This window comes from Rhodanobacter humi, from assembly GCF_041107455.1.
Classification (GTDB): Bacteria; Pseudomonadota; Gammaproteobacteria; order Xanthomonadales; family Rhodanobacteraceae; genus Rhodanobacter_A.
On record NZ_JBGBPY010000001.1, the window covers coordinates 1,407,173 to 1,430,330 of the forward strand.

General features: G+C 69.5%; 18 protein-coding genes and 1 riboswitch. Of the genes, 6 read left to right on the plus strand and 12 right to left on the minus strand.

Annotated elements, in window-relative coordinates; genetic code table 11:
- Positions 1-3: 3 nt before the first annotated feature.
- Positions 4-1,290, plus strand: coding sequence for a nucleoside permease (locus tag AB7878_RS06235; protein ID WP_369493527.1), 1,287 nt, complete (start codon positions 4-6; stop codon positions 1,288-1,290).
- 12 nt (positions 1,291-1,302) lie between these two features.
- Here the strand turns inward: AB7878_RS06235 and AB7878_RS06240 are convergent, their stop codons facing one another.
- Positions 1,303-3,081, minus strand: coding sequence for a GGDEF domain-containing protein (locus AB7878_RS06240; RefSeq protein ID WP_369493528.1), 1,779 nt, complete (start codon positions 3,079-3,081; stop codon positions 1,303-1,305).
- Between the two features lie 159 nt (positions 3,082-3,240).
- On the opposite strand from AB7878_RS06240, the gene dusB reads away from it, so the two are divergent.
- Positions 3,241-4,227, plus strand: a complete 987-nt coding sequence (dusB, locus tag AB7878_RS06245) for a tRNA dihydrouridine synthase DusB (protein ID WP_369493529.1) — start codon at positions 3,241-3,243, stop codon at positions 4,225-4,227.
- Positions 4,228-4,234: 7 nt separating this feature from the next.
- Here the strand turns inward: dusB and AB7878_RS06250 are convergent, their stop codons facing one another.
- Together AB7878_RS06250 and olsF are read right to left on the minus strand one after the other, a co-directional pair.
- Positions 4,235-5,062, minus strand: a complete 828-nt coding sequence (locus tag AB7878_RS06250) for a UDP-2,3-diacylglucosamine diphosphatase (protein ID WP_369493530.1) — start codon at positions 5,060-5,062, stop codon at positions 4,235-4,237.
- Complete coding sequence (gene olsF / locus AB7878_RS06255) at positions 5,059-6,765, minus strand: bifunctional ornithine lipid synthase OlsF (protein ID WP_369493531.1); 1,707 nt, start codon at positions 6,763-6,765, stop codon at positions 5,059-5,061. Before olsF ends, AB7878_RS06250 begins: the two co-directional genes overlap by 4 nt.
- Positions 6,766-6,950: 185 nt before the next feature.
- A riboswitch (cobalamin riboswitch) is annotated at positions 6,951-7,170 on the plus strand.
- A gap of 188 nt (positions 7,171-7,358) precedes the next feature.
- Here olsF and metE point away from each other — a divergent pair.
- Both metE and metK read left to right on the plus strand, forming a co-directional pair.
- Positions 7,359-9,665, plus strand: coding sequence for a 5-methyltetrahydropteroyltriglutamate--homocysteine S-methyltransferase (metE, locus tag AB7878_RS06260; RefSeq protein ID WP_369493532.1), 2,307 nt, complete (start codon positions 7,359-7,361; stop codon positions 9,663-9,665).
- A gap of 166 nt (positions 9,666-9,831) precedes the next feature.
- The gene (gene metK, locus AB7878_RS06265) at positions 9,832-11,031 is read left to right on the plus strand and encodes a methionine adenosyltransferase (RefSeq protein ID WP_369493533.1); all 1,200 of its coding nucleotides are present in this window, start codon (positions 9,832-9,834) and stop codon (positions 11,029-11,031) included.
- A gap of 85 nt (positions 11,032-11,116) precedes the next feature.
- Here the strand turns inward: metK and AB7878_RS06270 are convergent, their stop codons facing one another.
- The 4 genes from AB7878_RS06270 to AB7878_RS06285 form a co-directional block, all read right to left on the minus strand.
- Positions 11,117-12,169 carry a GSU2403 family nucleotidyltransferase fold protein gene (locus AB7878_RS06270; protein ID WP_369493534.1) on the minus strand — a complete coding sequence of 351 codons (1,053 nt, stop codon included), beginning with the start codon at positions 12,167-12,169 and terminating at the stop codon, positions 11,117-11,119.
- Between the two features lie 27 nt (positions 12,170-12,196).
- Complete coding sequence (locus tag AB7878_RS06275; protein ID WP_369493535.1) at positions 12,197-12,349, minus strand: hypothetical protein; 153 nt, start codon at positions 12,347-12,349, stop codon at positions 12,197-12,199.
- A gap of 47 nt (positions 12,350-12,396) precedes the next feature.
- The gene (locus tag AB7878_RS06280; protein WP_369493536.1) at positions 12,397-15,294 is read right to left on the minus strand and encodes a serine/threonine-protein kinase; all 2,898 of its coding nucleotides are present in this window, start codon (positions 15,292-15,294) and stop codon (positions 12,397-12,399) included.
- A gap of 172 nt (positions 15,295-15,466) precedes the next feature.
- Positions 15,467-16,600, minus strand: a complete 1,134-nt coding sequence (locus AB7878_RS06285; protein ID WP_369493537.1) for a D-alanyl-D-alanine carboxypeptidase family protein — start codon at positions 16,598-16,600, stop codon at positions 15,467-15,469.
- A 202-nt stretch (positions 16,601-16,802) separates the two neighbouring features.
- Between AB7878_RS06285 and AB7878_RS06290 the strand changes: the two genes are divergently transcribed.
- Both AB7878_RS06290 and AB7878_RS06295 read left to right on the plus strand, forming a co-directional pair.
- Positions 16,803-18,674, plus strand: coding sequence for an ATP-binding cassette domain-containing protein (locus tag AB7878_RS06290; protein WP_369493538.1), 1,872 nt, complete (start codon positions 16,803-16,805; stop codon positions 18,672-18,674).
- Between the two features lie 42 nt (positions 18,675-18,716).
- Positions 18,717-19,346 (plus strand): glutathione S-transferase family protein, encoded by a 630-nt coding sequence (locus AB7878_RS06295; protein ID WP_369493539.1) that lies wholly within the window; start codon positions 18,717-18,719, stop codon positions 19,344-19,346.
- A gap of 66 nt (positions 19,347-19,412) precedes the next feature.
- Here AB7878_RS06295 and AB7878_RS06300 read toward each other — a convergent pair whose 3' ends face one another.
- The 5 genes from AB7878_RS06300 to AB7878_RS06320 all read right to left on the minus strand — a co-directional run bounded on the left by AB7878_RS06300 (position 19,413) and on the right by AB7878_RS06320 (position 23,156).
- On the minus strand, positions 19,413-19,880 hold the full coding sequence (locus tag AB7878_RS06300; RefSeq protein WP_369493540.1) for a TA system VapC family ribonuclease toxin: 468 nt from the start codon (positions 19,878-19,880) through the stop codon (positions 19,413-19,415).
- A gap of 23 nt (positions 19,881-19,903) precedes the next feature.
- On the minus strand, positions 19,904-20,134 hold the full coding sequence (locus AB7878_RS06305; protein ID WP_369493541.1) for a hypothetical protein: 231 nt from the start codon (positions 20,132-20,134) through the stop codon (positions 19,904-19,906).
- A gap of 68 nt (positions 20,135-20,202) precedes the next feature.
- Complete coding sequence (locus tag AB7878_RS06310) at positions 20,203-21,558, minus strand: sensor histidine kinase (RefSeq protein ID WP_369493542.1); 1,356 nt, start codon at positions 21,556-21,558, stop codon at positions 20,203-20,205.
- The gene (locus AB7878_RS06315; RefSeq protein WP_369493543.1) at positions 21,548-22,942 is read right to left on the minus strand and encodes a sigma-54-dependent transcriptional regulator; all 1,395 of its coding nucleotides are present in this window, start codon (positions 22,940-22,942) and stop codon (positions 21,548-21,550) included. The genes AB7878_RS06310 and AB7878_RS06315 overlap by 11 nt, the downstream gene beginning before the upstream one ends.
- A gap of 28 nt (positions 22,943-22,970) precedes the next feature.
- Complete coding sequence (locus AB7878_RS06320; RefSeq protein ID WP_369493544.1) at positions 22,971-23,156, minus strand: hypothetical protein; 186 nt, start codon at positions 23,154-23,156, stop codon at positions 22,971-22,973.
- Positions 23,157-23,158 lie beyond the last annotated feature (2 nt).

Consider the following 23,158-nt stretch of genomic DNA (forward strand, 5'->3'; position numbering starts at 1 on the left):
TCCATGAGCCTGAAGCTCCGCCTCACCGTCCTGAATTTCCTCCAGTACTACATCTGGGGCGCCTGGCTGCTGACCATCGGCACGTGGTGGTTCCAGACCCAGCACTGGTCGGGCACCAGCTTCGGCGCGATCTTCTCGACCATGGGCATCGCCTCGCTGTTCATGCCCTCGCTGGCCGGCATCGTGGCGGACAAGTGGATCAACGCCGAGCGGCTGTATGGGCTGTTCCAGATCGCCGGCGCCGTGGTGCTGTTCGCGATACCCCACGTCACCGACCCGCAGCAGATGTTCTGGGTGATGCTGCTGAACATGTGCTTCTACATGCCCACGATCTCGCTGGCGATCACGGTGGCGTTCAACGCGCTGAAGCAGGATGGCCTCGACGTGGTCGCCACCTATCCGCCGATCCGCGTGTGGGGCACGATCGGCTTCATCGCCGCCACCTGGACCACCAGCCTGCTGGGCTTCAAGGCCTCGCCCGCGCAGTTCCACGTGGCCGCGGGCGCCTCGCTGCTGCTGGGCCTGTACGCCTTCACCCTGCCGAAGTGCCCGCCCAAACTCGATGCCGCGCACAGCCGCACCCTGGTGGACCGGCTCGGCCTCACCTCGTTCGTGCTGTTCAAGAACCGCAACATGGCGGTGTTCTTCGTCTTCGCCATGCTGCTGGGCGCGGCGCTGCAGCTCACCAATGCCTACGGCGACGCCTTCCTCAGCGACTTCGTCAAGGTGCCCGAGTACGCGAACCTGCTGACGGTGAAGTACTCGACCATCATCATCTCGATCTCGCAGTTCTCCGAAACCGCATTCATCCTCACCATTCCGTTCTTCCTGAAGCGCTTCGGCATCAAGGCGGTGATGACGATGAGCATGCTGGCCTGGGTGCTGCGCTTCGGCCTGTTCGCGTTCGGCAACCCGGAGCCGCTCGGCGGACTGTGGATGATCGTGCTGTCGTGCATCGTCTACGGCATGGCATTCGACTTCTTCAACATCTCCGGCTCGCTGTTCGTCGAAGGCCAGGCCGACCCGAAGATCCGCGCCAGCGCGCAAGGCCTGTTCATGCTGATGACGAACGGTGTCGGCGCGGTGCTGGGCAGCCTGATCGCGGGCTTCGTGATCGACCACTTCTTCACCAACCACGCCTGCGACGACAGCGTGCTGATCTGCAAGGACTGGCCCGGCATCTGGCTGGCCTTCGCGGGCTATGCACTGCTGATGGCGTTGCTGTTCGTGCCGCTGTTCAAGCACCGGCACGACCCGGCCGCGGCCGGTCGCGTGGTACCCACGCACTAGGGATCGCCGGGATCAACCCACCAGCTTGCTCGCCACCACCTGGTCGCGACCGCCGGACTTGGCGGAGTACAGCGCCAGGTCGGCGGCGCGCATCCAGCTCGACAAGTCGTGGCAGCGCACGCCGTCGAACTGCGCCACGCCGATGCTGATCGTCAGCTTGTCCACCGGCAGGTCCTTCGGCAGCGCCAGCGCGGCCGATCCCGCACGCAGGGTTTCCGCCAACCGCATGCCGGCCGTCAGGCCCGCCTGCGGGCACAACACGGCGAATTCCTCGCCGCCGATGCGCGCCGCGAAGCTGGCATCGCCCACCGCGCCACGCAGGTAGTCGGTGAGGAGCCGCAGCACCCGGTCGCCCTGCGGATGGCCGATGCTGTCGTTGATGCTCTTGAAGTGGTCGATGTCGATCAGCAGCAGCACGTGCAACGGCGCCGACGCCTCGCGCGGACGGCCCAGCAGTTCGATGGCGCGCTGCTGGAACGCGCGCCGGTTCGCCATGCCGGTGAGCGGATCGCGCAGGGTCTGCGCCTGCAATTCGGCGGTATGCCGGCGCTGCGAGCGCAACAACAGCACGAGCAGGCCGACGATCAGCAGCAAGGCCGCCGCCAGCAGCGCGATCGTCAGGTTGACCAGGCGCTGGCGCTGCTGCTGCTCGCGCCGGCGCGCCGTCTCGGCCTCCGCCGCCTTGAGCTGCAGGTCCTTCAGTTCGTTGGCGTGCTCCAGCTCGCTGATGCGCAGCTCCTTCTCGCGCGTGGCATAGCGCTGCTCCAGTTCGACCTCGATCGCACGCAGCGCCGGCGTCTCGAAAGCGCTGCCGAGCTGAGCCGCCTCGCGCTCGTCGGCCAGCGCCTGGCGCAGATCGCCAGCCTGCTCGGCCAGTTGGCTCTCCACCTTCAGCATATCGATCAGCTGGCCGTTGATGCCGGCCTTGCGCGCCTGTGCCACGGCCGCCCGCATCCGCGCGTAGGCTTGGCGGTGCTGGCCCTGCGCCGCCTCGGCCCGGGCGATATTGGTGCTGGAGCCCAGCGCGTCGCTGATGCGCCCGGTGGCCAGTTCCTGCTTCAACGAAGCCTCGGACAAGGCCTGCGCTTCGCGAGCACGCCCCTGTTTCAGGTACATCTGTGCGAGGTTGTCGCCCACCATCACCACCAGCTGTTCCGCCTTGGCCCTGGCGTAGTACTCGCGCGAACGCTCATAGGCCGCCGCCGCGTCGTTGACCCGGTTCAGCGTGGCCAGGGCGATGCCCACGTCGTTCTCGGCATCGCCGATACCGAAGTCGTCGCCCAGCGCGCGATACGCCGCCACCGCCTGCTGGCACAGCGGCAAGGCCTTGGCCGGCTTTTCGTCGAGCGCATAGGCATCGCACAGCTGGAAGCGTGCCCAGGCCACGACCTCCGAATCGGATTCTCCCAGCACCTTGTCCGCCGCCTTCAGCGCCTCGCCCAGTCCGTCGCCGAGACCGTTGGCGATATCGTGGCGAGCGCGCAGGAAGCCCGCCGCCGCGGCCGCCACCGGGTCGTGCGCCACCGTGGCCAGGCCGTCGAGCCGCAGCGTGGCCTCGGCCAGCGCCGCATCGTCGTTGCTGTTGATCGCGGCCGTGCCCATGCCCCACAGCAACTCGCGCTCGCGCGCGGGCTGCAGCGCAACACCCGCCTGGTCGAGTTGCTGGCGCACGAAGGCGATCAGTCCATGCGGATTGGTCACCGCGCTTTCGCGGAACGCGTTCATCGGCGCCGCGACGACAGGCGTCGCGATCAGCGCCAGCAGCAGACCCAGCCACGCCCCCCGAAACATCCGAAGCCCATTCCCTGTCAAGTGCCTCTCGCCGCGATCATAGCTTTTCCGGGCCGCCGTCACACCCACCAGAGCCTGTTCCATGTCTCCGCATAGTCCGCGTTGCCTTGCCGTGGCCGCCATGCGGAGACATGGAACAGGCTCTTATAGAATGTGCGGATGCAGATCGGCCCCTACCGCATCGACCCGCCGCTGGCGCTGGCCCCCATGGCCGGCGTCACCGACAAGCCGTTCCGCCTGTTGTGCAAGCGGCTGGGCGCGGGGTTGGCGGTGTCGGAGATGACCACCGCCGATCCGCGGTTGTGGCACACCGCCAAGTCGCTGCGCCGCATGGACCATGCCGGCGAGCCCGAGCCGGTGAGCGTGCAGATCGCCGGCTACGACCCGGCGATGCTGGCCGAGGCGGCGCGCTGCAACGCCGCCAACGGTGCGCAGATCATCGACATCAACATGGGCTGCCCGGCGAAGAAGGTGTGCAACGTGTGGTCCGGCTCCGCCCTGCTGCAGGACGAGCCGCTGGTGGCGCGCATCTGCAAGGCGGTCGTCGATGCGGTGGACGTGCCGGTGACGCTGAAGTTCCGCACCGGCTGGGACCGCGGGCACAAGAACGCCTTGAGCATCGCCCGCCTCGCCGAGGACGCGGGCATCGCCGCGCTGGCGCTGCACGGCCGCACCCGCGCCGACAAGTACGAGGGTGAGGCCGAGTACGAAACCATCGCCGCGGTGAAGGCCAGCGTGCGCATCCCGGTGTTCGCCAACGGCGACGTGACCACGCCCGAGCGCGCGAAGCAGGTGCTGGCCGCCACCGGCGCGGATGCGCTGATGATCGGTCGCGGCGCGCAGGGCCGGCCGTGGATCTTCCGCGAGATCGCGCACTACCTCGCCACCGGCGAACAACTGCCCGAGCCCACGCCGGACGAGGTGGCCGCGATCCTGCTCGGCCACCTGGAGCATCTCTATGCGTTCTACGGCGAAGTGCCCGGCGTGCGCATCGCGCGCAAGCACCTGGGCTGGTACGCGAAGGATCGCCCTGAGAACGCCGCCTTCCGCGGGGTGGTCAACCGTGCGGAAACGGCGGTCGAACAGCTCCGGCTGACCCGCGACTATTTCACCGCGCTGTCGGTAGGCGAGCGCCTCGCCGCCTGACGCCTCTTCAGGCAGCCAGCTCGTGTGGCAACTCCACCATCGTCAGGCGCAACCGCGGCGGTATCTCGGCGAGCACTTCGCCGCGATGGCCAAGCAGGCGCAGCGTGCCGTCCATGTCCTCGGCCAGCACGGTGAGGCTTTCCACCCAGTCGCCGTCGTTGGCGTAGACCAGGTCGTCGCGCCGGATCAACGCGGCGCGATGGATGTGCCCGCAGACGATGCCGTCGAGGCCGCGCTGCGCGGCATCGTCCAGCCCGGCCTGCACGAAGCGCGCGATGTAGCGTTCGGCGGCGCCGCTCTGCCGCTTCACGAAGGCGGACAGCGACCAGTAGCGCAGGCCGAGCCGCCGCCGTGCCAGATTCAGCCAGCGGTTGCAGCTGAGGATGCGGTAGTAGATCCAGTCGCCCAGGCGCTCCTGCAGGCCGCCGAACTGGGTGACGTTGTCGTAATCGTCGCCGTGCGTCACCAGCAGGCGACGGCCATCGGCGGTCACGTGGATCGCGCGCCGCCGCATGCGCAGGCCCGGTATCCACAGGCCGCACAGCCGCCGCAGCGGCCGGTCGTGATTGCCTGGCACGTAGGTGATCGCCGTGCCGCGCCGGTGCAAGGCATGCAGCGCCTCGATCACGCGCGCGTGCGCGCCGCCCCAGCAGGTGCGCCAGCGCGCGATCCACCACAGGTCGACGATGTCGCCCACCAGGTAGAGCTGCTCGCAGCGCAGGCCGCCCAGGAAGTCCGCCAGCTCCGCTGCATGGCAATGCCTGGCACCCAGGTGCACATCGGACAGGAACACCGTCCGCAGCCGCCGCTCGGACGGGGCGGTCGGGCGCTTCATGCCATCGCGTCCTGCCGGCGCTCCAGGTAGCGCTGGCGCTTGCGTGGCCGTACCTGCTCCAGGTCCACCTCGATCAGTCCATCGATGGAGCCGCTGAAGTCCGGGTCCACGCCGAAGGCGAGGAAGCGCGCGCCGCCGGGCTCGCACAACTCGGTGTACTGCTTGTAGAGCATCGGCACCGAGGCACCGAGCCGGTCCAGTGCCAGCTTCAGCGCCTCGTGCGCGGCGGCACCGTCGAGTCCGTCGAACGATGGCTCCGCCTGTTCGAACGCAAACGGCCGGCGGGCGCTGGCCAGCGGCTGCGCGCTGCCGTGGTAGCGCCGGTAATAGGCCACGATCTGCTCGCTTGCCGCGCGCGGCAGCGCGGCGCTGATCGAGACCGCGCCATAGAGGTAGCGCACGCCCGGATAGCGCTGCAGGTAGGCGCCGATGCCCTGCCACAGGTAGTCGAGGCTGCGGCTGCCCCAGTAGTCCGGCACCACGAAGCTGCGCCCCAGTTCCAGCCCCGTCGCCAGCCGCGGCACGGCCGCGTCCGCATAACGGAACAGCGAGGCCGTGTACAACCCGGCCAGCCCGGTGCGCGCCAGCGCCTCGGCGCCGCGCATCACGCGGTAGGCGCCGGCAATGCGCGTGGCCTGCGCGTCCCACACCAGGATGTGGTCGTAGTGCGCGTCGTAGGCGTCGAGATCGCGGCTGCGGCCGGTGCCCTCGCCCACCTCGCGGAAGGTCAGCTCGCGCAGCCGGCCGATCTCCTGCAGCAGCGGCGAACCGCCGGCGACGCGCGCCAGGCGAATCTGCTTGCCGTCGCCGGTGGCACCGAGCAACTCGGTGGCTGCCATCGCCTCCGCCAGCGCAACCGCATCGACGGGCGTCGCCAGCGGCGCCGGACCGGCCACGGCCGCCGTTCCGCGGCGACCGAGCGTGTGCAGCGTCCGGCGGATGCGCCGCAGCGCACCGCGTTCGCTCTCGTCGCCCGCGATCGCCGCCGGCTCGCCCACGTGCAGGCGCACCGGCCGGCGCCGACGGGCGAGCATCTCGCGTGCCAGCAGCGCGGTCGATGCCGGGCGGCACAGCGCGGAAACCCCGTAGAACAGCGCCGAATTGCGCGCGTCGATGCGCACCGGCAACACCGGCGCCGACGCGCGCCGCGCGAAACGCAGGAACCCGGGGCGCCAGCGTGTGTCGCGCACGCCGTGCAAACCCAGCCGCGAGACTTCGCCGGCGGGGAACACGATCACGCATTCGCCGTCGCGCAATGCACGCTCCACCCGGCGCAGGCTGGCCGCGCCGGCGGGGCCGCCGAACACGCGCACCGGCAGCAGCAGTTCCGCCAGCGGCTCCACCAGCGCCAGCACCTCGTTGGCGACGATGCGCACGTCGCGCCGCACCCGCCCCACCATGTCCAGCAGCGTCAGCGCGTCGAGCGCGCCGCACGGATGGTTGGCCACGATCAGCAACGGTCCGTGCGCGGGTATGCGCGCCAGCGCATCCGTGTCGACGTCGTAACGCATCTCCAGCCACCGCATGGCCGCCTCGACGAAGGCGAAGCCGCGCAGGTGGCCGTGCCCGGCGCAGAAGGCGTCGATGCCGTCGAAGCCCGACCAGCGCGCCAGCCCGTGCAGCAGCGGCACGGCCAGGCGTCCGCGCCGGCCGCGGAACCAGTGCGGATAGCGTTGCTGCAGACGCTGCTCGATCGCTTGCATGGCGACGACCCTCGGCTTGGCCCGTCGCAAGATTGCGCGGCCACCGGGACGCCGGCGTTGCGCCTGCGCGTCAGCGACGTGACAGCGACGCCGGCGGGGCGGCCGCGCAGCCATGGCGCGCGGATCGCGCCGGACGCGCCCGGGCGCAGCAAGGCCTCGCATTGACTTTGGCCGTCCGTACGGCTAATTTTCGCAACGCCCAAGGTAACTATCTCTTTATGCGAATGAAGAGATATCTCAAGGGAAGCCGGTGCGAATCCGGCGCTGCCCCGCAGCGGTATGTGGAAACGACCTCCGTCACCGGCACTGGGTGCAACACGCCCGGGAAGCGACGGACAGTAGGCGGCCGACACTTTGCCGGTCACGTCCACGAGCCCGAATACCTGCCTCGGCCGGAAGCGGCACGCCGCTTCCGCACGACCTGGCATCTCCGCGGGGAGGGCCGGAGCCTGCGCGCTGCCGCCCTCACGGCCCGCGCCGGCTTCGCCTGCCCGCGCCGCCGGCTCGCCCGCGGGGGCGAAGGTCAACGGCTCGGGCGATCTCGCCCAACCCGCCTTCGTTCCTCTTTGCCCTACATGCAAGAGGAATCATCCATGTCACTCGTTACCCATCTCGGCTTTCCGCGCATCGGCCTCAAGCGTGAACTGAAACGCGCACTGGAAGCGCACTGGCGCGGCGAAGCGCCCGCCGCAGCCTTGCCCGACACCGCCCGCGCGCTGCGCGCACGGCACTGGCAGCTGGCCCGCGACGCCGGCGCCGACGTCGTACCCTGCAACGACTTCAGCCTGTACGACCACGTGCTCGACACCGCCGTGCTGTTCGACGCGATCCCGGAACGCTACCGCCCGGTGTTCGCCGAAAGCCGTCTGGACGGCTATTTCGCGATGGCCCGCGGCCACAAGCGCGGCGGCCACGACTTGCACGCGCTGGAAATGACCAAGTGGTTCGACACCAACTACCACTACCTGGTGCCGGAACTGCACGCCGGCCAGCGTTTCGCCCTCGCCGGCGCCAAGCCGCTGGCGGAATTCCTGGAGGCGAAGGCGCTGGGCCACCACGCGCGGCCGGTGCTGCTGGGGCCGGTGTCCTTCCTGCTGCTGTCCAAGGCCGTGGATGGCAGCGACCGGCTGGCCCTGCTCGATGCCTTGCTGCCCGCCTATGCCGAACTGCTGCGCCAGCTGGCCGAAGCGGGCGCCGACTGGGTGCAACTGGACGAACCCTGCCTCGTGCTCGACCAGGACGGCGACGACCACGCCGCCTATCGCCGTGCCTACGCGGCGCTGGCCACGGCGAACGGGCCGAAGATCCTGCTCGCCAGCTACTTCGGTGCGCTGGGCGACAACCTCGCGCTCGCCACGAGCCTGCCGGTGGACGGCCTGCACATCGACCTGGCGCGCACGCCGCAGCAGCTCGGCGCCGTGCTCGACGCGTTGCCCGCAGGCCGCGTACTCAGCTGCGGCGTGATCGATGGCCGCAACGTCTGGCGCAGCCGCCCCGCGCGCGTGCTGCCGCTGCTGCGCCAGGCACTGGCGCGGCTGGGCGACGACAGGCTGTGGCTGGCGCCGTCCTGCTCGCTGCTGCACGTGCCGATCGACCTCGCCGCGGAAACGGCACTGGAGCCGGCACGCCGCGCCACGATGGCGTTCGCGCGGCAGAAGCTGGAGGAATTGCGCGTCTATGCCGACGCACTGGCCGGCCACGCCGAAGCCGAAGCCGCGCTGCAGGCGCAGCAGGCCCTGCTCGACCGGCAGGCGCAACAACCCGGCGTGTGCAATCCCGCCGTGCGTGCCCGCCTGCACGAACTCAGCCCGCAGACGATGCTGCGCCGCTCGCCCTACGCCACGCGCCGCGTCACGCAGGCGGAGGCCCTAGCCTTGCCGCCGCTGCCCACCACCACGATCGGCTCGTTCCCGCAGACCGACGAGCTGCGCCAGGCGCGCGCCGCGCACCGCGGCGGCAGGCTGGACGATGCCGCCTACGAGGCGCTGCTGCAGGCGGAAGTCGAACGCGTGGTGCGCTTCCAGGAGGTCATCGGCCTGGACGTGCTGGTGCACGGCGAGCCCGAGCGCAACGACATGGTGGAGTACTTCGGCGAACAGCTGGACGGCTACCTGTTCACCCGGCTGGGCTGGGTGCAGAGCTACGGTTCGCGCTGCGTGAAGCCGCCGGTGATCTGGGGCGACGTGGCGCGGCCCGCGCCGATGACGGTGCGCTGGTCGACCTACGCCCAATCGCTCACCGAGCGACCGATGAAGGGCATGCTCACCGGCCCGGTCACCATGCTGCAGTGGTCGTTCGTGCGCGACGACCTGCCGCGCGAAACCGTATGCCGGCAGATCGCGCTGGCGCTGCGCGACGAGGTGCACGACCTGGAAGCCGTCGGCATCAAGGTGATCCAGATCGACGAGCCCGCGCTCCGCGAAGGCCTGCCGCTGCGTCGCGCCGACTGGCCGGGCTACCTCGCCTGGGCGGTGGAAAGCTTCCGCATCGCGGCCGGCGGCGTGCGCGACGCCACCCAGATCCACACCCACATGTGCTACTCCGAGTTCAACGACATCATCGAGGCGGTGGCCGCGATGGATGCCGACGTGATCTCGATCGAGACCAGCCGCTCGCGGATGGAATTGCTGGACGCCTTCGCGCGCTTCCGCTACCCCAACGGCATCGGCCCGGGCGTGTACGACATCCACTCGCCGCGCGTGCCCACGCAGGAGGAGATGCTCGGCCTGCTGCGCAAGGCACTGGAAGTACTGCGGCCGGAGCAGTTGTGGATTAATCCGGACTGCGGCCTGAAGACCCGCGGCTGGCCCGAGGTGGAGGCCGCGCTGCGCGGCATGCTGGCCTGCGCCCGCCAGCTGCGTGCGGAGCTGGCCGCGGCGGCCGCCACTGCCGCCGTCTGAATGGGTGGCCGGCGGCCCCGCAGCAGGGCCCCCGGCCATCCAGACGTCTGAACACGCAGCTAACCGGCAGCCCGCCAGAATTTCCGCGGGCTGCAAAACCGGGGGCGGCGTTGTATCATGCCGCCCTCTTTTATCTCTTTATCCGTACACGAGGATATAAAACGCGATGTCCAGCCATCTGTTCACTTCCGAATCGGTCTCCGAAGGCCATCCGGACAAGGTCGCCGACCAGATCTCCGACGCCGTGCTCGACGCGATCCTCGCGCAGGATCCGCGTGCCCGCGTGGCCTGCGAAACCATGGTCAAGACCGGCGTGGCCATCGTCGCCGGCGAGATCACCACCAGCGCGTGGATCGACCTCGAAGCGATCACCCGCAAGGTGATCCTCGACATCGGCTACGACTCCAGCAACGTCGGCTTCGACGGCGCCACCTGCGGCGTGATCAACCTGATCGGCAAGCAGTCGCCCGACATCAACCAGGGCGTGGACCGCAAGAAGCCGGAAGAACAGGGCGCGGGCGACCAGGGCCTGATGTTCGGCTACGCGACGAACGAGACCAAGGACTACATGCCGGCGGCGATCTACTACTCGCACCGTCTGGTCGAGCAGCAGGCCAAGGTCCGCAAGAAGAAGAATTCGCCGCTGCCGTGGCTGCGCCCGGATGCCAAGAGCCAGGTCACCCTGCGCTACGACAACGGTGTCGCCACCGCGATCGACGCCGTGGTGCTGTCGACCCAGCATGATCCGGACGTGAAGCAGAAGGACCTGATCGAGGCCGTGCGCGAGTACATCCTCAAGCCGGTGCTGCCGGCCAAGCTGCTGCACAAGGGCACCAAGTTCCACATCAACCCGACCGGCAAGTTCGTGATCGGCGGCCCGGTGGGCGACTGCGGCCTGACCGGCCGCAAGATCATCGTCGACACCTACGGCGGCTGGGCCCGTCATGGTGGCGGCGCGTTCTCCGGCAAGGATCCGTCCAAGGTGGACCGCTCGGCCGCCTACGCCGCGCGCTACGTGGCCAAGAACATCGTGGCCGCCGGCATCGCCGACCGCTGCGAGGTGCAGGTGAGCTACGCGATCGGCGTGGCCCATCCCACCTCGATCTCGGTGACCACGTTCGGCACCGGCAAGATCAGCGACGACAAGATCGAGAAGCTGATCCGCGCGCACTTCGACCTGCGCCCGTACGGCATCCTGCAGATGCTGGATCTCATCCACCCGATGTACCAACAGACCGCCAGCTACGGCCACTTCGGCCGCAGCCCGGTCGAGGTCAAGGACAAGAGCGGCAAGTCCTACACCGCGTTCTCGTGGGAAAAGACCGACAAGGCCGAGGCGCTGCGCAAGGCCGCCAAGCTGAAGTAAGCCGCACTGCCGAAAAGCAACACGAAACGGGCCGCCTCGCGCGGCCCGTTTTTTTGCGCGCCTTCACGAACCGGCCTGAGCCACCTCAGCGCTGGTTGGGGGAATCCAGCCAATCCTGCACGCCCAGCTCCGGTGCGAGTTTTTCGACGGCGCCCAGCCCGCGCAGCGCGCGCGTCTTCCATCCGGGTCCGCGCGATACCAGGTCGCCCCACGCCTCGCGTGCCTCCCAATCGGAACCCTGCCGGTAATGCGCCAGCAAGGCGGCGCTCTGGCGCAGATCCTTGTTCGATTTCGCCGCACGCGTCGCTCCACGCTCGCCCGCCACGATCAGCTTGTGCATGGCGTAGCGCAGCGGATGCGACACGTTGACCACCACCGCGCCGTCGGCGCAGAACAACACCGCCTGCTGCACGTCCTGCAGCAGGTACTCCATGAACTTCAATGGCTGCAACGTGATGCCCAACTGCGCATGCCGGTACGGCACGCCGCCGCGGTGTTGCGGCGTGATGAAATCCAGCTGGAAGTCCGGGTCGCGCGGACTCAGCCAGGTGCCCCCGAGCTTGCCGTCGGAACTGCCCAGCGGCAGGAAGCCCATCTTCAGCGAATCGATGGCCGCCGGCGTGTCGATCTCGATGTTCGATGGCAGCGCAATCGCCAGCTGCTTGCCGGCATGGGCGAAATCGACATCCTGCGTGCGCGAGGCATCGCCCCAGCTCACGCCCAGCATGTTGCCGAACGCGAGGAACGCGTGCGTGTCCACCAGCACCCCACCCGCCCGGAAAAAGCCGTAGTCCGACAGCCGGCGGATCACCCGGAAGTGCGGCACCAGCACCGGCGCGCAACCCAGCGCGATGGCCGAACGCGCCAACGGTTCCAGCGCCGCCGTCGGCCGGCCGTCGCCGTGCTGTGCGATCAACTCGCGCACCTGCGGCGAATCCGGCCCCACGTAGAACTGGCGCAGGCGCCCGGACAACTCGGTGTACTGGAAGTACCAGTAGACGCCGCCCTTTACCGTCTTGCTGGCAAACGAACCGCGCAGGTTGGCCACGGAGCGCGCCAACTCCACCGCCTGGACCGCGTCCAGCAGCTGGGCGTAGGCGGTTTGCGCGGACAACGACAGCGGCGTGTAGTGGTCCATGACGGTTATACTAGTTTTTTCGCTGAGCTAGTATAACCAACCCAATATGTGGGTCAACGCCTTGGCCGGCACGCCTGCGTGCACGGGTTCGGAGTCCAGCACGAGGTGGCCGGTATTCCTGCTGGCCTGGAGCAGCGCTTTCGGCACGGCGTCGATGTTGCGCGGCGCGGCGAGGGTCATCCCCGCTCGCTCAGCGCCCGGCGTCCATTGAATGCCATCGCGATCCGTTACTCCTTCAGCATCCGCATCGCCTCGTCGCGCACGCTGCGCATGGAGGCGTTGAGCGTCTTCGGGTCCATCGCGATCACCGGATCCATGTAGCGCTGGCGCACCTTGGTCGCCTCGGCGCCGTCGTGCAGTTCCACCAGCACCGAGTACAGCCGCGAGGCGCTCTCGATGGTATGCGCGTCGCGCAGGCCCAGCAGTTGCTCGCGCTGTTGCAGCGCCTGCCGGTAGGCGTCGCGCGAGGCTTCCCAGTGGTGGGCGTCGTCCTCGATGTCGCCGATCAGGGTGCGCGTGGCGGAAATCAGCGGGTGCTGCGGCCCCAGCACGCGCAGCTGGCCGGCCAGACACAGCTTCGCCTCGGCCAGCGCCTGCGCGTACTCGCCGGCGTCGTCCAGCAGGCTGGCGAGGCTGCCGTGCGCCATCAGGGTCTTGGGGTGGTCGGGACCGAGCTGGCGTTCGTGGGCCGCGAGGATCTGCCGCTCCAGCGCGATCGCCTGTGCGTAGTACGCGCGTTGTTCTGCCGGCACCTTGGCGTAGCTGCCCTGCTTGGCCAGCAGCCGCACCATCACGGTCTCGGCGGCGATGGTGTCCGGGTGATCGCTGCCCAGTTCGCGGCGGCGCACGGCTATCACCCGTTGCAGGTCCGTGGCGGCCGCGGCGAAGGCCTTGGGATCCTGCGCGAGATAAACCTCATCCATCGCCACCATGTATTCGGCGGCCAGCGTATCCGGGTGATCCGCGCCCAGGCGCTGCGTACGGACGGTCGCCACCTGGCGCGCGAGTGCGAGCGAGCGCTCGTACTCATAGCGGTAGTGCAGCAGCCGGGCCTGGACCAGCATGGCGTCGAGGGTCTGCGGGTTGTCCGGCCCCAGCGTGTGCTGGTCCAGCGCCACCAGTGGCTCGGTCAGCTGCAGCGCGCGGTCGCGCTGGCCCAGCCCGATCAGCGTCATCACCAGGTCGCGCTGCAACTGCATCAGGCCGGCATCGGTGGCGGGCAGGCGCGGCTTCAGCTCGGTATAGAGCGCATCCTGCCGCTGCAACGCCTGTTGCAGATGCCCCTGTTCGACCAGCATGCGCGCCGAGCCGGCTTCGGCTGCGATCCGCAGCGCATCGATGGGTGGCTTGGACTGCGCCAGCTTCTCGGCCTGGGCATACATGGCTGCCGCGTCGGTGGTACGCCCCTGCTTCTCCAGCGCCTGCGCCAGATCCACGCGCACGGAAAGCTGGTCACGGTCGTCGGTGGGCAGCAGCTTCGCACGCACCGCCAGCACCTTGCGCAACTCGTCGGCGGCGTGCGTGTAGCTGCCGATGCCGAGCAGCGCCCGCGCCAGCGACTGGCGCAGGCTGGCGTCCAGCAACGGCGCGTCCGGGAACGCGCGGTCGAGGCCATTCAAGGTATGGCCGATCACGTAGTCGTCCATCGCCTCGCGCGCGATGTCGGTGGCCTGCACGCTGGCGAAGGCCTTGGTCAAGGTGCCGGCGGCGGGTGGAGCGGCGTTCGATGCGGCCGGCGCAAGCGCCGCGTCGACCTGCTGCTGTGTCGCAGCGACGATGGCGTGGCCCATCGCGCCGATGTCCACGCTGTCGTACATGGATTGCTGGAACTGCACCATGCGCTCCAGCTGCTGTTCGCGCTGCTCGGCCAGCCGCTGCTGGACGCGCGTCTGCTGCAGCGAATACAGCGAGGTGGCGAGGCCGGCGAACACGCTGAGCAGCAGCGCGGCAGCGGCGGTCAGCGGCCAGCGGTTGCGTTGCAGGAAGCGGCGCAGCCGGTACAGGCGGCGGCCGCGCCGCGCCAGCACCGGCCGCTGTTCCAGCCAGTTGCGCAGGTCGGCGGCGAGTGCGCCGACCGTGGCATAGCGCTCGCTGGCCCGGCGGCGCAGCGCCTTCAGCGCGATCGCGTCGATGTCGGCCGGCACCACGCGGCGCGGCGCCTCGCTGCCGTCCGCCTGCGGCGGCTGCGCGCTGCGGCTGGGCGGCACGATCTCGCCGGCGACGATCGCGTGGCTGAGCTGGTGCGGCGTGGTGATGTGCTGCCAGGGGCGTCGGCCCGCAACCAATTGGTACAGCACCATGCCCAGGCCGTAGACATCCACCGCGGTGGTCAGCGGCTGCTGCTCGATCTGCTCGGGGCTGGCGTAGGCCAGGGTCAGCGCATGCTGGCCGGTTTCGGTGAGCGCGCCCTCGACGGCCTGCGCGTCGATCAGCCGGGCGATGCCGAAATCCAGCAGCTTGGGCTGGCCCTGCGCATCGACCAGGATGTTGGCGGGCTTGAGGTCGCGGTGGATCACCAGGTTGCGGTGCGCGTACTCCACCGCGGCGCAGACCTTGAGGAACAGCGCGATGCGTTCGCGCAGGCTCAATCCGTGCTGCTCGCACCACGTGTCGATGCGCTCGCCCTCGATGTATTCCATCGCCAGGAAAGGCTGGCCGTCGGCGAGCACGCCGCCGTCGAGCAGGCGCGCGATGCCGGGATGCTCCAGCCGCGCCAGCAGTTGCCGCTCGCGCGCGAAGCGCTCCAGCAGTGTGGGCGAACCCACCGCGCCGGCACCCAGCACCTTCAGCGCCACCTGCTGCACGAAACCGGCGTCGGCGCGCTCGGCCAGGTAGACCACGCCCATGCCGCCCTCGCCCACGCGGCGCACCAGCCGGTAGCGGTGCGGTGCGGATGTCTGCGTGTCGAGGCCGCTGAGGTCGACCGTGTCGCCCGGCAGCAGCGGCAGCGTGGCGGTGTGGCTGCGCTCGATCGCGGCGATCATCCAGCGCACTTCGCGCGCCAGCGCCTCGTCGTCGCCGCATTCGCGCGCGATCGCGGCATCGCGGTCGGCCGCGCCGATTTCCAGCACGCTCGCGACGATGCGCTTGGCCCGCAGATAGCGGTCGGTCAGCTGACCGGTCATGGTTGCCCCTGTGTGTGCGCCGCCCGGTCCGTGCATGCATGTGCAGCTGCCGTGCCGCGCGTTCAGCGCGACAGGATAAGCCATCGGGCCGCGACCGGGCGAAGCCGGCACGACTCAAGCCGCGTGCAACGCAGCGCGCGGCCGGGAAAGGAGGCGTGGGGCGAGGAGAGGCTTAGCCGTCCGTATCGCGGCGCGAGGCGACCACGACCGGCTGCTTCTTGGTCCGCGGATGATGGGCGGCCAGACGCGTCGCGGCACGGTGTGCGCGGTGCACGGGAGCGCGCCGGCAGGCGGTGTTGCCGCGCGAGCCGCAGCTGGCCACGGCCACCGACTTGCCATGGCGCGCCTTGCGGATCGGCCCCGGCCGGCGTTCCGAGGCCGGCACGGTATCCGCCTCGGCGGTCTGGATCGGCGAGATCGCCTCCAGGATGCGGGCGGCGCGGCTGCCCGGGCGCACGCCGCCGGCTTCGGCGACCAGGATCGGTGGCGTCTGCTCGCCCTTGAAACCGTCGTCCAGCAGGCGCGCCATCAGCTTGTCGCGCCCGCCGGCGGTGCGGCTGCCCAGCACCACGGCGAACAGGCGGTGGCCGTCGCGCACGGCGGTGGAGGCCAGGTTGAAGCCGGAAGCGTCGGTGAAGCCGGTCTTCAGCCCGTCCATGCCCGCGTAGCGATACATCAGATGGTTGTGTCCGCGCACGATGTGCCCGCGGAACACGAACTCCTGGGTGGCGAAGAAATGCGCGTACTGCGGGAAGTCGCGGTACAGCGCCATCGCCAGCTTCACCAGGTCGTGCGCGGTGGAGGTGTTGTTCGGGTCGGGCAGGCCGGAGGCATTCGCGAAATGCGTGTCGCTCATGCCGAGCAACGCGGCCTGCGCGTTCATCATCTCGGCGAAGTGATCCTCGCTGCCGCCGATGCCTTCGGCCATCACGGTGGCGGCATCGTTCGCCGACTTGGTGATCATGCCAAGCACGCAGTCCTGCACCGAGATGGTCTGGCCGGCGCGCAGGCCCAGCTTGGTGGGCGACTTGCCCGCCGCCCAGGCGGATACCGCCATCGACTGGTCGAGTTGCAGCTTGCCGCTCTTCAACTCCTGGAAGGTGAGGTAGAGCGTCATCATCTTGGTCAGCGAGGCGGGATAGTCGCGATGATCGGCGTTGACCTGCTCCAGGATCTGGCCGTTGCTGCCGTCGACCACGATGGCCGCGTAGCCGGCATGCGCCGCGCAGGCGAATCCGCCGAGGCCGCACAGCAGCCCCAGCAACAGCATCGCGCGCAGACGATCCAGCATTCGCCCCAGCCTCATGGACTCGTTGGCCACCCGAACACCTCGCAAACAAACCGTAACCTTACCCCACGTGGGCGCGACCTTAACGCATGGTCGCAGCAAATTCCATAGGCAAGACTTGAAATAAATTCGTTAAGTCGATGTTCCACAATGAATTGTTCCAGGCCGAACGCCCTTGCCAGCAATCCGCCCGGGCGGCGAAGCCCGCTAGAATGGGCGGATGTCCCTGATCCAATTGCAGCGCGTCGACTTCAGCATCGGCGGCCCCCTCCTGCTCGAACAGGTCGATCTTTCAATCGACCGCAACGAGCGCGTGTGCATCGTCGGCCGCAACGGCGAAGGCAAATCCACCCTGATGAAGCTGATCGCCGGCGAGCTGAAAGCCGACGACGGCGAGGTGCGCGTGCAGGGCGGCGTCGTGATCGCGCGCATGGCGCAGGAGGTGCCGCACGGCACCGCTGGCAGCGTGTTCGACGTGGTGGCCGCAGGCCTGGGCGACCTCGGGCAGTTGCTGGCGCGCTATCACCATCTGCTGCACGAAGGCGACCTGGATGCGCTGGGCGAGGTGCAGCACGCGATCGAAGCGCGCCATGGCTGGGATCTCGATCGCCGCGTCAGCGAGGTGCTGACCCGGCTGGAGCTTCCCGCCGACACCGATTTCGCCGCACTCTCCGGCGGCATGAAGCGCCGCGTGCTGCTGGCGCAGGCGCTGGTGCGCAGACCCGACGTGCTGCTGCTGGATGAGCCCACCAACCATCTCGATATCGAGGCGATCGGCTGGCTGGAAGGCTTCCTGAAATCCTTCGACGGCTCGCTGATCTTCGTCACCCACGACCGCAGCTTCCTGCAGGCGCTGGCCACGCGCATCGTGGAGATCGACCGCGGCCAGCTCACCGACTGGCCCGGCGACTACGCCAACTACCTGCGCCGGCGCGAGGAACGCCTGCACGCCGAGGCGCAGGCGAATGCGCTGTTCGACAAGAAGCTGGCGCAGGAGGAAGTGTGGATACGCCAGGGCATCAAGGCCCGGCGCACCCGCAACGAGGGCCGCGTGCGCGCGCTGAAGGCGCTGCGCGTGGAGCGCGCGCAACGGCGCGAGCTGGGCGGCAACGTGAAGATGACCGCCGCGAACGCGCAGGCCTCGGGCAAGAAGGTGATCGACCTGCAGCACGTGCACCAGGCCTACGGCGGCCGCGTGCTGATCGACGACCTCACCACCACAGTGATGCGCGGCGACCGCATCGGCATCATCGGCCCGAACGGCGCGGGCAAGAGCACCTTGCTGAAGATCATGCTGGGCGAGCTGCAGCCGCAACGCGGCACGGCCGAGCTGGGCACCAGCATCCAGGTCGCCTACTTCGACCAGCACCGCCTGCAGCTCGACGACAGCCAGAACGCGCTGGACAACGTGGCCGAGGGTCGCGAGTTCATCGAGCTCAACGGCCAGCGCAAGCACATCATCGGCTACCTGCAGGACTTCCTGTTCTCGCCCGAGCGCGCCCGCGCGCCGATCACCCGGCTCTCCGGCGGCGAGCGCAACCGCCTGCTGCTGGCCAAGCTGTTCGCGCAGCCATCGAATCTGCTGGTGATGGACGAACCCACCAACGACCTCGACATCGAGACGCTGGAACTGCTGGAAGAACTGCTGACCGACTACCAGGGCACCCTGCTGCTGGTCTCGCACGACCGCGCCTTCCTCGACAACGTGGTGTCGAGCACCCTGGTGCTGGAAGGCCATGGGCGGATCGGCGAGTACGTGGGCGGCTACAGCGACTGGTTGCGGCAGCGGCCGGCGGCAGCGGCCGCGGTTGCCGCGGCGGCGGCGAAGCCGGGCCTGGTCCGCGAGGAGTCGGCATCGCCCGCTGCGGCACCCAGGCGCAAGCTCAGCTACAAGGACCAGCGCGAACTCGAACAACTGCCCGCGCGCATCGAGCAGCTTGAGGCCGACATCGCCGCGCGTGGCGAAGCGATGAACGAGCCGGCCTTCTTCCAGCAGGACAGCGCCGCCATCGTCAAGGCGAACGAGGCGCTGGCGAAGCTGCAGGTAGAACTGGAAGGCGCCTACGCGCGCTGGGCGGAACTGGACGGCTAGGCGCGCGTATCATCGGCGGGATATCCCCCAAGGACACCCGCCATGTATACGCTCTACTACGCACCCGGCTCGGCCAACCTCGTGGTGCACCTCGCGCTGCTGGAAATCGGCGCGCCGTACGAACTCAAGCGCATCGACATCGAGAAGGGCGAGCAGCGCAGCGCCGCCTATCTCGCGATCAACCCGCACGGTGTGGTGCCCACCCTTGTGATCGACGGCCAACCGCACGGCGAGGCCGCCGCGCTGGCGCTGCTGCTGGCCGAGCGCCACCCCGACGTCGCACTGGCACCGGCATCGGGCAGCGCGCAACGCGCCGACTGCCTGCAATGGATGTTCTACCTCGCCAACTCGCTGCAGCCGCTGTTCCGCCAGTGGTTCTACCCGAACGACCATCTGGCCGAAGCTGGCGAGACGATCCAGCAGAACGCACGCGCCGGCATCGAGAAATGCTGGTCGCATATCGACGCCCACCTCGCCGCGCATGGTCCGTACCTGCTGGGCGAACGCTTCAGCGTCGCCGATCTCTACGCGCTGATGCTGATGCGCTGGTCACGCAACATGCCGAAACCCGCTACTGAGTGGCCACACGTCGCGGCGCTCGCCGTGCGACTGAAGGCGCGACCGTCGTGGCCGCGCATGTGTGCAGAGGAAGGGTTGGTGGAGTGGGCTTGAGGCGCGTGTCGGGCTGAAGCCCGACCTAAATGTGGGTAGGTCGGGCTTCAGCCCGACACGCCGCGGCTACCCGGAAATCACCTGCACGGCCTGCTCGCCGCCCTGCACCGCGCTGGTCACCAGGCGCTTGTCGAAAGTGGCGAGGCGGCCGCCGTGCTGCACGGCCAGCGCCAGCAGCCAGGTATCCGTCACCTGCTCGGCGGCCAGCAGGCGCGTACGGTCGATCAAGGGCGAATCGAGCAGGCTGAGGTCGGCGCTCCAGTACACATGCCCGGGTTGGCTGCACAGCCCGGCCAGCAGTTCGGCGGCGATGGCGGTGGAGGCCACGGCATTGCCGTAGCGCGGGTGCGACATGATGCGCAGCGCGCCATTCTGGGTAAGGTTGCAGCTGGCCCATGCGGCGTTCGCCGTGGCAAACCAGGCATGCGCCACCTCGTGATGCACATGCGCGGGGTCGAGCAGCGCCAGCAGCACGTTGACGTCCAGCAGCCAGGTCGTGCCGCCGCCTTCCCATGCGCCACGCGGTTCGCGCACGCCAGTCTTCCGCCTGGCGGCGCTCACGGCACTTCGTCGCGCAGCGCGTTGATCTCGTCCAGCGTCATCGGCCGCGCATCCGCGCGCAGTGGCATCAGGCGGATGCCGTTGCGATAGGCCGGCGCGCTCGCCGCTGGCGCCAGGCCCTTGCGCGCCAGTTCGGACACCACCTCGCCCAAGGTGCGGCCCTGTCGCTCGGCCAGCGCTCGTGCGGCGGCCAGGACGTCTTCGTCGAGTTGCAGGGTGGTGCGCATGGGTAGCCCCCCCGGCGGCCGGAACCTGCCGCCGTCGACATCAAGCATCACGCATCACGCATCAGTCGTCAAGACGATGCTGGCGCGACCGATGGCGGCAACGGCAACCACAGGCAGGCCAGCGCGCCACGCTCGCCCGCGCGCGCGGCCAGCGTCACCCCGCCCTCGTGCGCCTCGGCGATCTGCCGCGCCAGCGCCAAGCCGATGCCGGAGCCGCCGGGCTTGGTGGTGAAGAACGGCACGAACAGGTTGTCGCTGGGTGGCGGGCCGGGGCCATCGTCTTCCAACTCGATCAGTGCGCGTCCATCCTCGCGGCGCCAGCGCAGGCGCACGCCGCCGGCGGGCAGCGTGGCCTCCACCGCGTTGTGCAGGAGGTTGATCAGCGCCTGTTCGAGCTGGTCCGGATCGGCCTCGACCGTCAGCGGCTCGCCGGTCTCGACCGTGATCGCCAGGCGCTGTTCCAGCTTCGCCACCTTGGCCACCAGGGTGGACAGTTCCACCGCCCGCGGTTGCGGCGGCGGCAAGCGCGCCAGCCTGCTGTAGCTGGAGAGAAACCGGCCCAATGCCTCGGCGCGGTGGCCGATCAGCTCCAGCCCGCCGCGGAAATCCTCGCGCCAGTCCTCCGGCAGCGGATCGCGCGCAGCCAGCGTGGCCAGCGTGCCGGCCATCGACTGGATCGGCGCCAGTGAGTTGTTGACCTCGTGGCCCAGCACGCGCAGCAGGCGCTGCCACGCCGCGCGCTCCTCCTCGCGCAGCACGCGGCCCACGTCGTTGACCACCAGCAGCTGGCCGCCGCGGCCGCCGCTGCGCAGCGCCGCATGGCGGATGTCGAAGCGTCCGCTACGCCCGGGAAACACATGTGTGAGCAGGCGCGCGGCCGGCCCTTCGAGCAACGAGGCGAGGCCGAGTTCCGCCGCGGAGAGGCCGAACAAGCGATGGCGCTCGGCATCCAGCAGGCGCTGCGCGGCCGGGTTCAACAGGCGCAAGCGCTGACTCTCGTCGAACACGAACACCGCACTGTCCAGCGCCGCCAGCGTCTTGCCGAGCAAGTAGGAGGATTCCTCGAACTCCAGCCGCTCGCGCTGCAGGCGCTCGGCCAGCGCGTTGATGTCGTAGATCGCGTCGCCCAGCACGCCGCCCTGCACGCCACGCAAGCTGTAGTCGCCCTGGCGCAGCGCCTCCAGCAGACCGGACAGCGTGTACAGCGGAAACACCACGCGGCGGTATTGCCAGCGCGCCAGCAGCAGCGTGGCGACGACGGCGACGGCGACACCGGTCCAGCGCAGCGACGCATCCCAAGACGCCCAGGCGAGCGCGAACGCGGCGAACAGCCCCGGCGTCGCCACCAGCAGGCTGCCGAGCAGCGCGCGCCGCTCGAAACGCGGCATGCGGCCGGCGCGCGACGCGGAGGGCTCAGTCGGCATCGCCGTTCGCGTCGCGCAGGTCGTGCTTCTCCAGCCGCCGATACAACGACTGGCGGGTGATGCCCAGCGCATCGGCGGCGCGCTGCAGGTTGCCGTCCGCGCGCTCAACCGCGCGTTGCACCAGATGCGCCTCGGCCTGTTCCAGCGTCATGCCGTCGAGGTCCGTCGCGGCCGGCATCACGGCGGCTTCGCCGAACGCCAGCGCGGCTGCCCCCACCTCGTCGTGCTCGGCCAGCAGTGCGGCGCGTTCCATCAGGTGCTGCAGCTCGCGCACGTTGCCGGGCCAGCGCCACGCCGTGAGCGCGCGTTCCGCCGAGGCGGCCAGCCGCAATCCGTCGCGGCCGTAGCGTTGCGCGTTGCGCGCAAGGAAGGCACGCGCCAACGGCAGGATATCCTCCGCGCGCTCGCGCAGCGGCGGCAGGCGCACTTCCAGCGTGTTGAGGCGATACAGCAGATCCTTGCGGAAGCGGCCCGCCGCCACCTCGGCCTGCAGGTCGGCATTCGTGGCCGAGACCAGCCGCACGTCCACCTTCTGCGTGCGCGAGGAACCCAGTCGCTCGAACTCGCCGTCCTCCAGCACGCGCAGCAGTTTCGGCTGCTGCGCGGCCGGCACGTTGCCCACCTCGTCGAGGAACAGCGTGCCGCCATCGGCCAGCTCGAAGCGGCCGATGCGCTCGCCCTTCGCGTCGGTGTAGGCGCCGCGCACGTGGCCGAACATCTCCGACTCGAACACGCTCTCGGCGATGCCGCCCATGTTCACCTTGACCAGCGACTGCGCCGCGCGCGGCGAACGCCGGTGCAGCAGCTGCGCGACCACGCCCTTGCCGGTGCCGTTCTCACCCAGCACCAGCACGTTCGCGTCGCTGCCGGCGACGCGCTCCACCAGCGCCAGCACGCGGCGCATCGCCGGCGATTCGGCGATGAAATCCTCGCCCGCCTCGCCGCGCAGCAGCGCATTTTCCGCCGCCAGCCGGCGCTCGCGGCGCGCGCCTTCGGCCAGCGCGATCTGCGCGCGCAGCACGCTGACCAGGCGCGCGTTGTCCCACGGCTTTTCGATGAAATCGGCGGCGCCGCGGCGCATCGCCTCCACGGTGAGCGGCACGTTGCCCCACGCCGTCATCGCCACCACCGGCAGCTCGGGCGCGAGCTGGCGCAGCTTTTCCAGCAGGTCCAGCCCCTCCTCGCCCGAGGTGGTGTCGCGCGAGTAGTTGCAGTCGATCAGCGCGCAGGCGAACTCGCGCTTGCGCGCCGCCTCCAGCGCCGCCGCCGGATCGGCCACGCCCACGCTGGCGATGCCTTCGGCCTTCAGCAGCAGGCGCAGCGCCTCGCGCACGTCGGCCTGGTCGTCGGCGATCAGGATGGAGGGTGTCGGTTCGCGTGCCATGCCTTCGCTCATTCCTGGAGTTTAGCGATCACTCGTAGCGCAAGGCGACGGCTGGGTCGACGCGCAGCGCGCGCAGCAGCGGCAGCAACGCGCCGAACACCAACCTCTCGCGGCCGCCGCCCAACCCCGCGCCCAGCAGCGCGATGGAAAGCAGCGCATAACCCGGTCGCTTGGCCAGCCGCCGCCACGCCTGACGCAACTCGCGCACGATCATCG

Excerpts from the sequence above, each read along its gene's own strand:
- AB7878_RS06320 (WP_369493544.1), bottom strand. The coding sequence starts at position 23,156 with ATGATCGTGCGCGAGTTGCGTCAGGCGTGGCGGCGGCTGGCCAAGCGA.
- AB7878_RS06315 (WP_369493543.1), bottom strand. The coding sequence starts at position 22,942 with ATGGCACGCGAACCGACACCCTCCATCCTGATCGCCGACGACCAGGCC.
- AB7878_RS06295 (WP_369493539.1), top strand. The coding sequence starts at position 18,717 with ATGTATACGCTCTACTACGCACCCGGCTCGGCCAACCTCGTGGTGCAC.
- AB7878_RS06270 (WP_369493534.1), bottom strand. The coding sequence starts at position 12,169 with ATGGACCACTACACGCCGCTGTCGTTGTCCGCGCAAACCGCCTACGCC.
- AB7878_RS06280 (WP_369493536.1), bottom strand. The coding sequence starts at position 15,294 with ATGACCGGTCAGCTGACCGACCGCTATCTGCGGGCCAAGCGCATCGTC.
- AB7878_RS06310 (WP_369493542.1), bottom strand. The coding sequence starts at position 21,558 with ATGCCGACTGAGCCCTCCGCGTCGCGCGCCGGCCGCATGCCGCGTTTC.
- AB7878_RS06250 (WP_369493530.1), bottom strand. The coding sequence starts at position 5,062 with ATGAAGCGCCCGACCGCCCCGTCCGAGCGGCGGCTGCGGACGGTGTTC.
- AB7878_RS06240 (WP_369493528.1), bottom strand. The coding sequence starts at position 3,081 with ATGTTTCGGGGGGCGTGGCTGGGTCTGCTGCTGGCGCTGATCGCGACG.
- olsF (WP_369493531.1), bottom strand. The coding sequence starts at position 6,765 with ATGCAAGCGATCGAGCAGCGTCTGCAGCAACGCTATCCGCACTGGTTC.
- AB7878_RS06235 (WP_369493527.1), top strand. The coding sequence starts at position 4 with ATGAGCCTGAAGCTCCGCCTCACCGTCCTGAATTTCCTCCAGTACTAC.
- metE (WP_369493532.1), top strand. The coding sequence starts at position 7,359 with ATGTCACTCGTTACCCATCTCGGCTTTCCGCGCATCGGCCTCAAGCGT.
- metK (WP_369493533.1), top strand. The coding sequence starts at position 9,832 with ATGTCCAGCCATCTGTTCACTTCCGAATCGGTCTCCGAAGGCCATCCG.
- AB7878_RS06290 (WP_369493538.1), top strand. The coding sequence starts at position 16,803 with ATGTCCCTGATCCAATTGCAGCGCGTCGACTTCAGCATCGGCGGCCCC.
- AB7878_RS06305 (WP_369493541.1), bottom strand. The coding sequence starts at position 20,134 with ATGCGCACCACCCTGCAACTCGACGAAGACGTCCTGGCCGCCGCACGA.
- dusB (WP_369493529.1), top strand. The coding sequence starts at position 3,241 with ATGCAGATCGGCCCCTACCGCATCGACCCGCCGCTGGCGCTGGCCCCC.
- AB7878_RS06275 (WP_369493535.1), bottom strand. The coding sequence starts at position 12,349 with ATGACCCTCGCCGCGCCGCGCAACATCGACGCCGTGCCGAAAGCGCTG.
- AB7878_RS06285 (WP_369493537.1), bottom strand. The coding sequence starts at position 16,600 with ATGAGGCTGGGGCGAATGCTGGATCGTCTGCGCGCGATGCTGTTGCTG.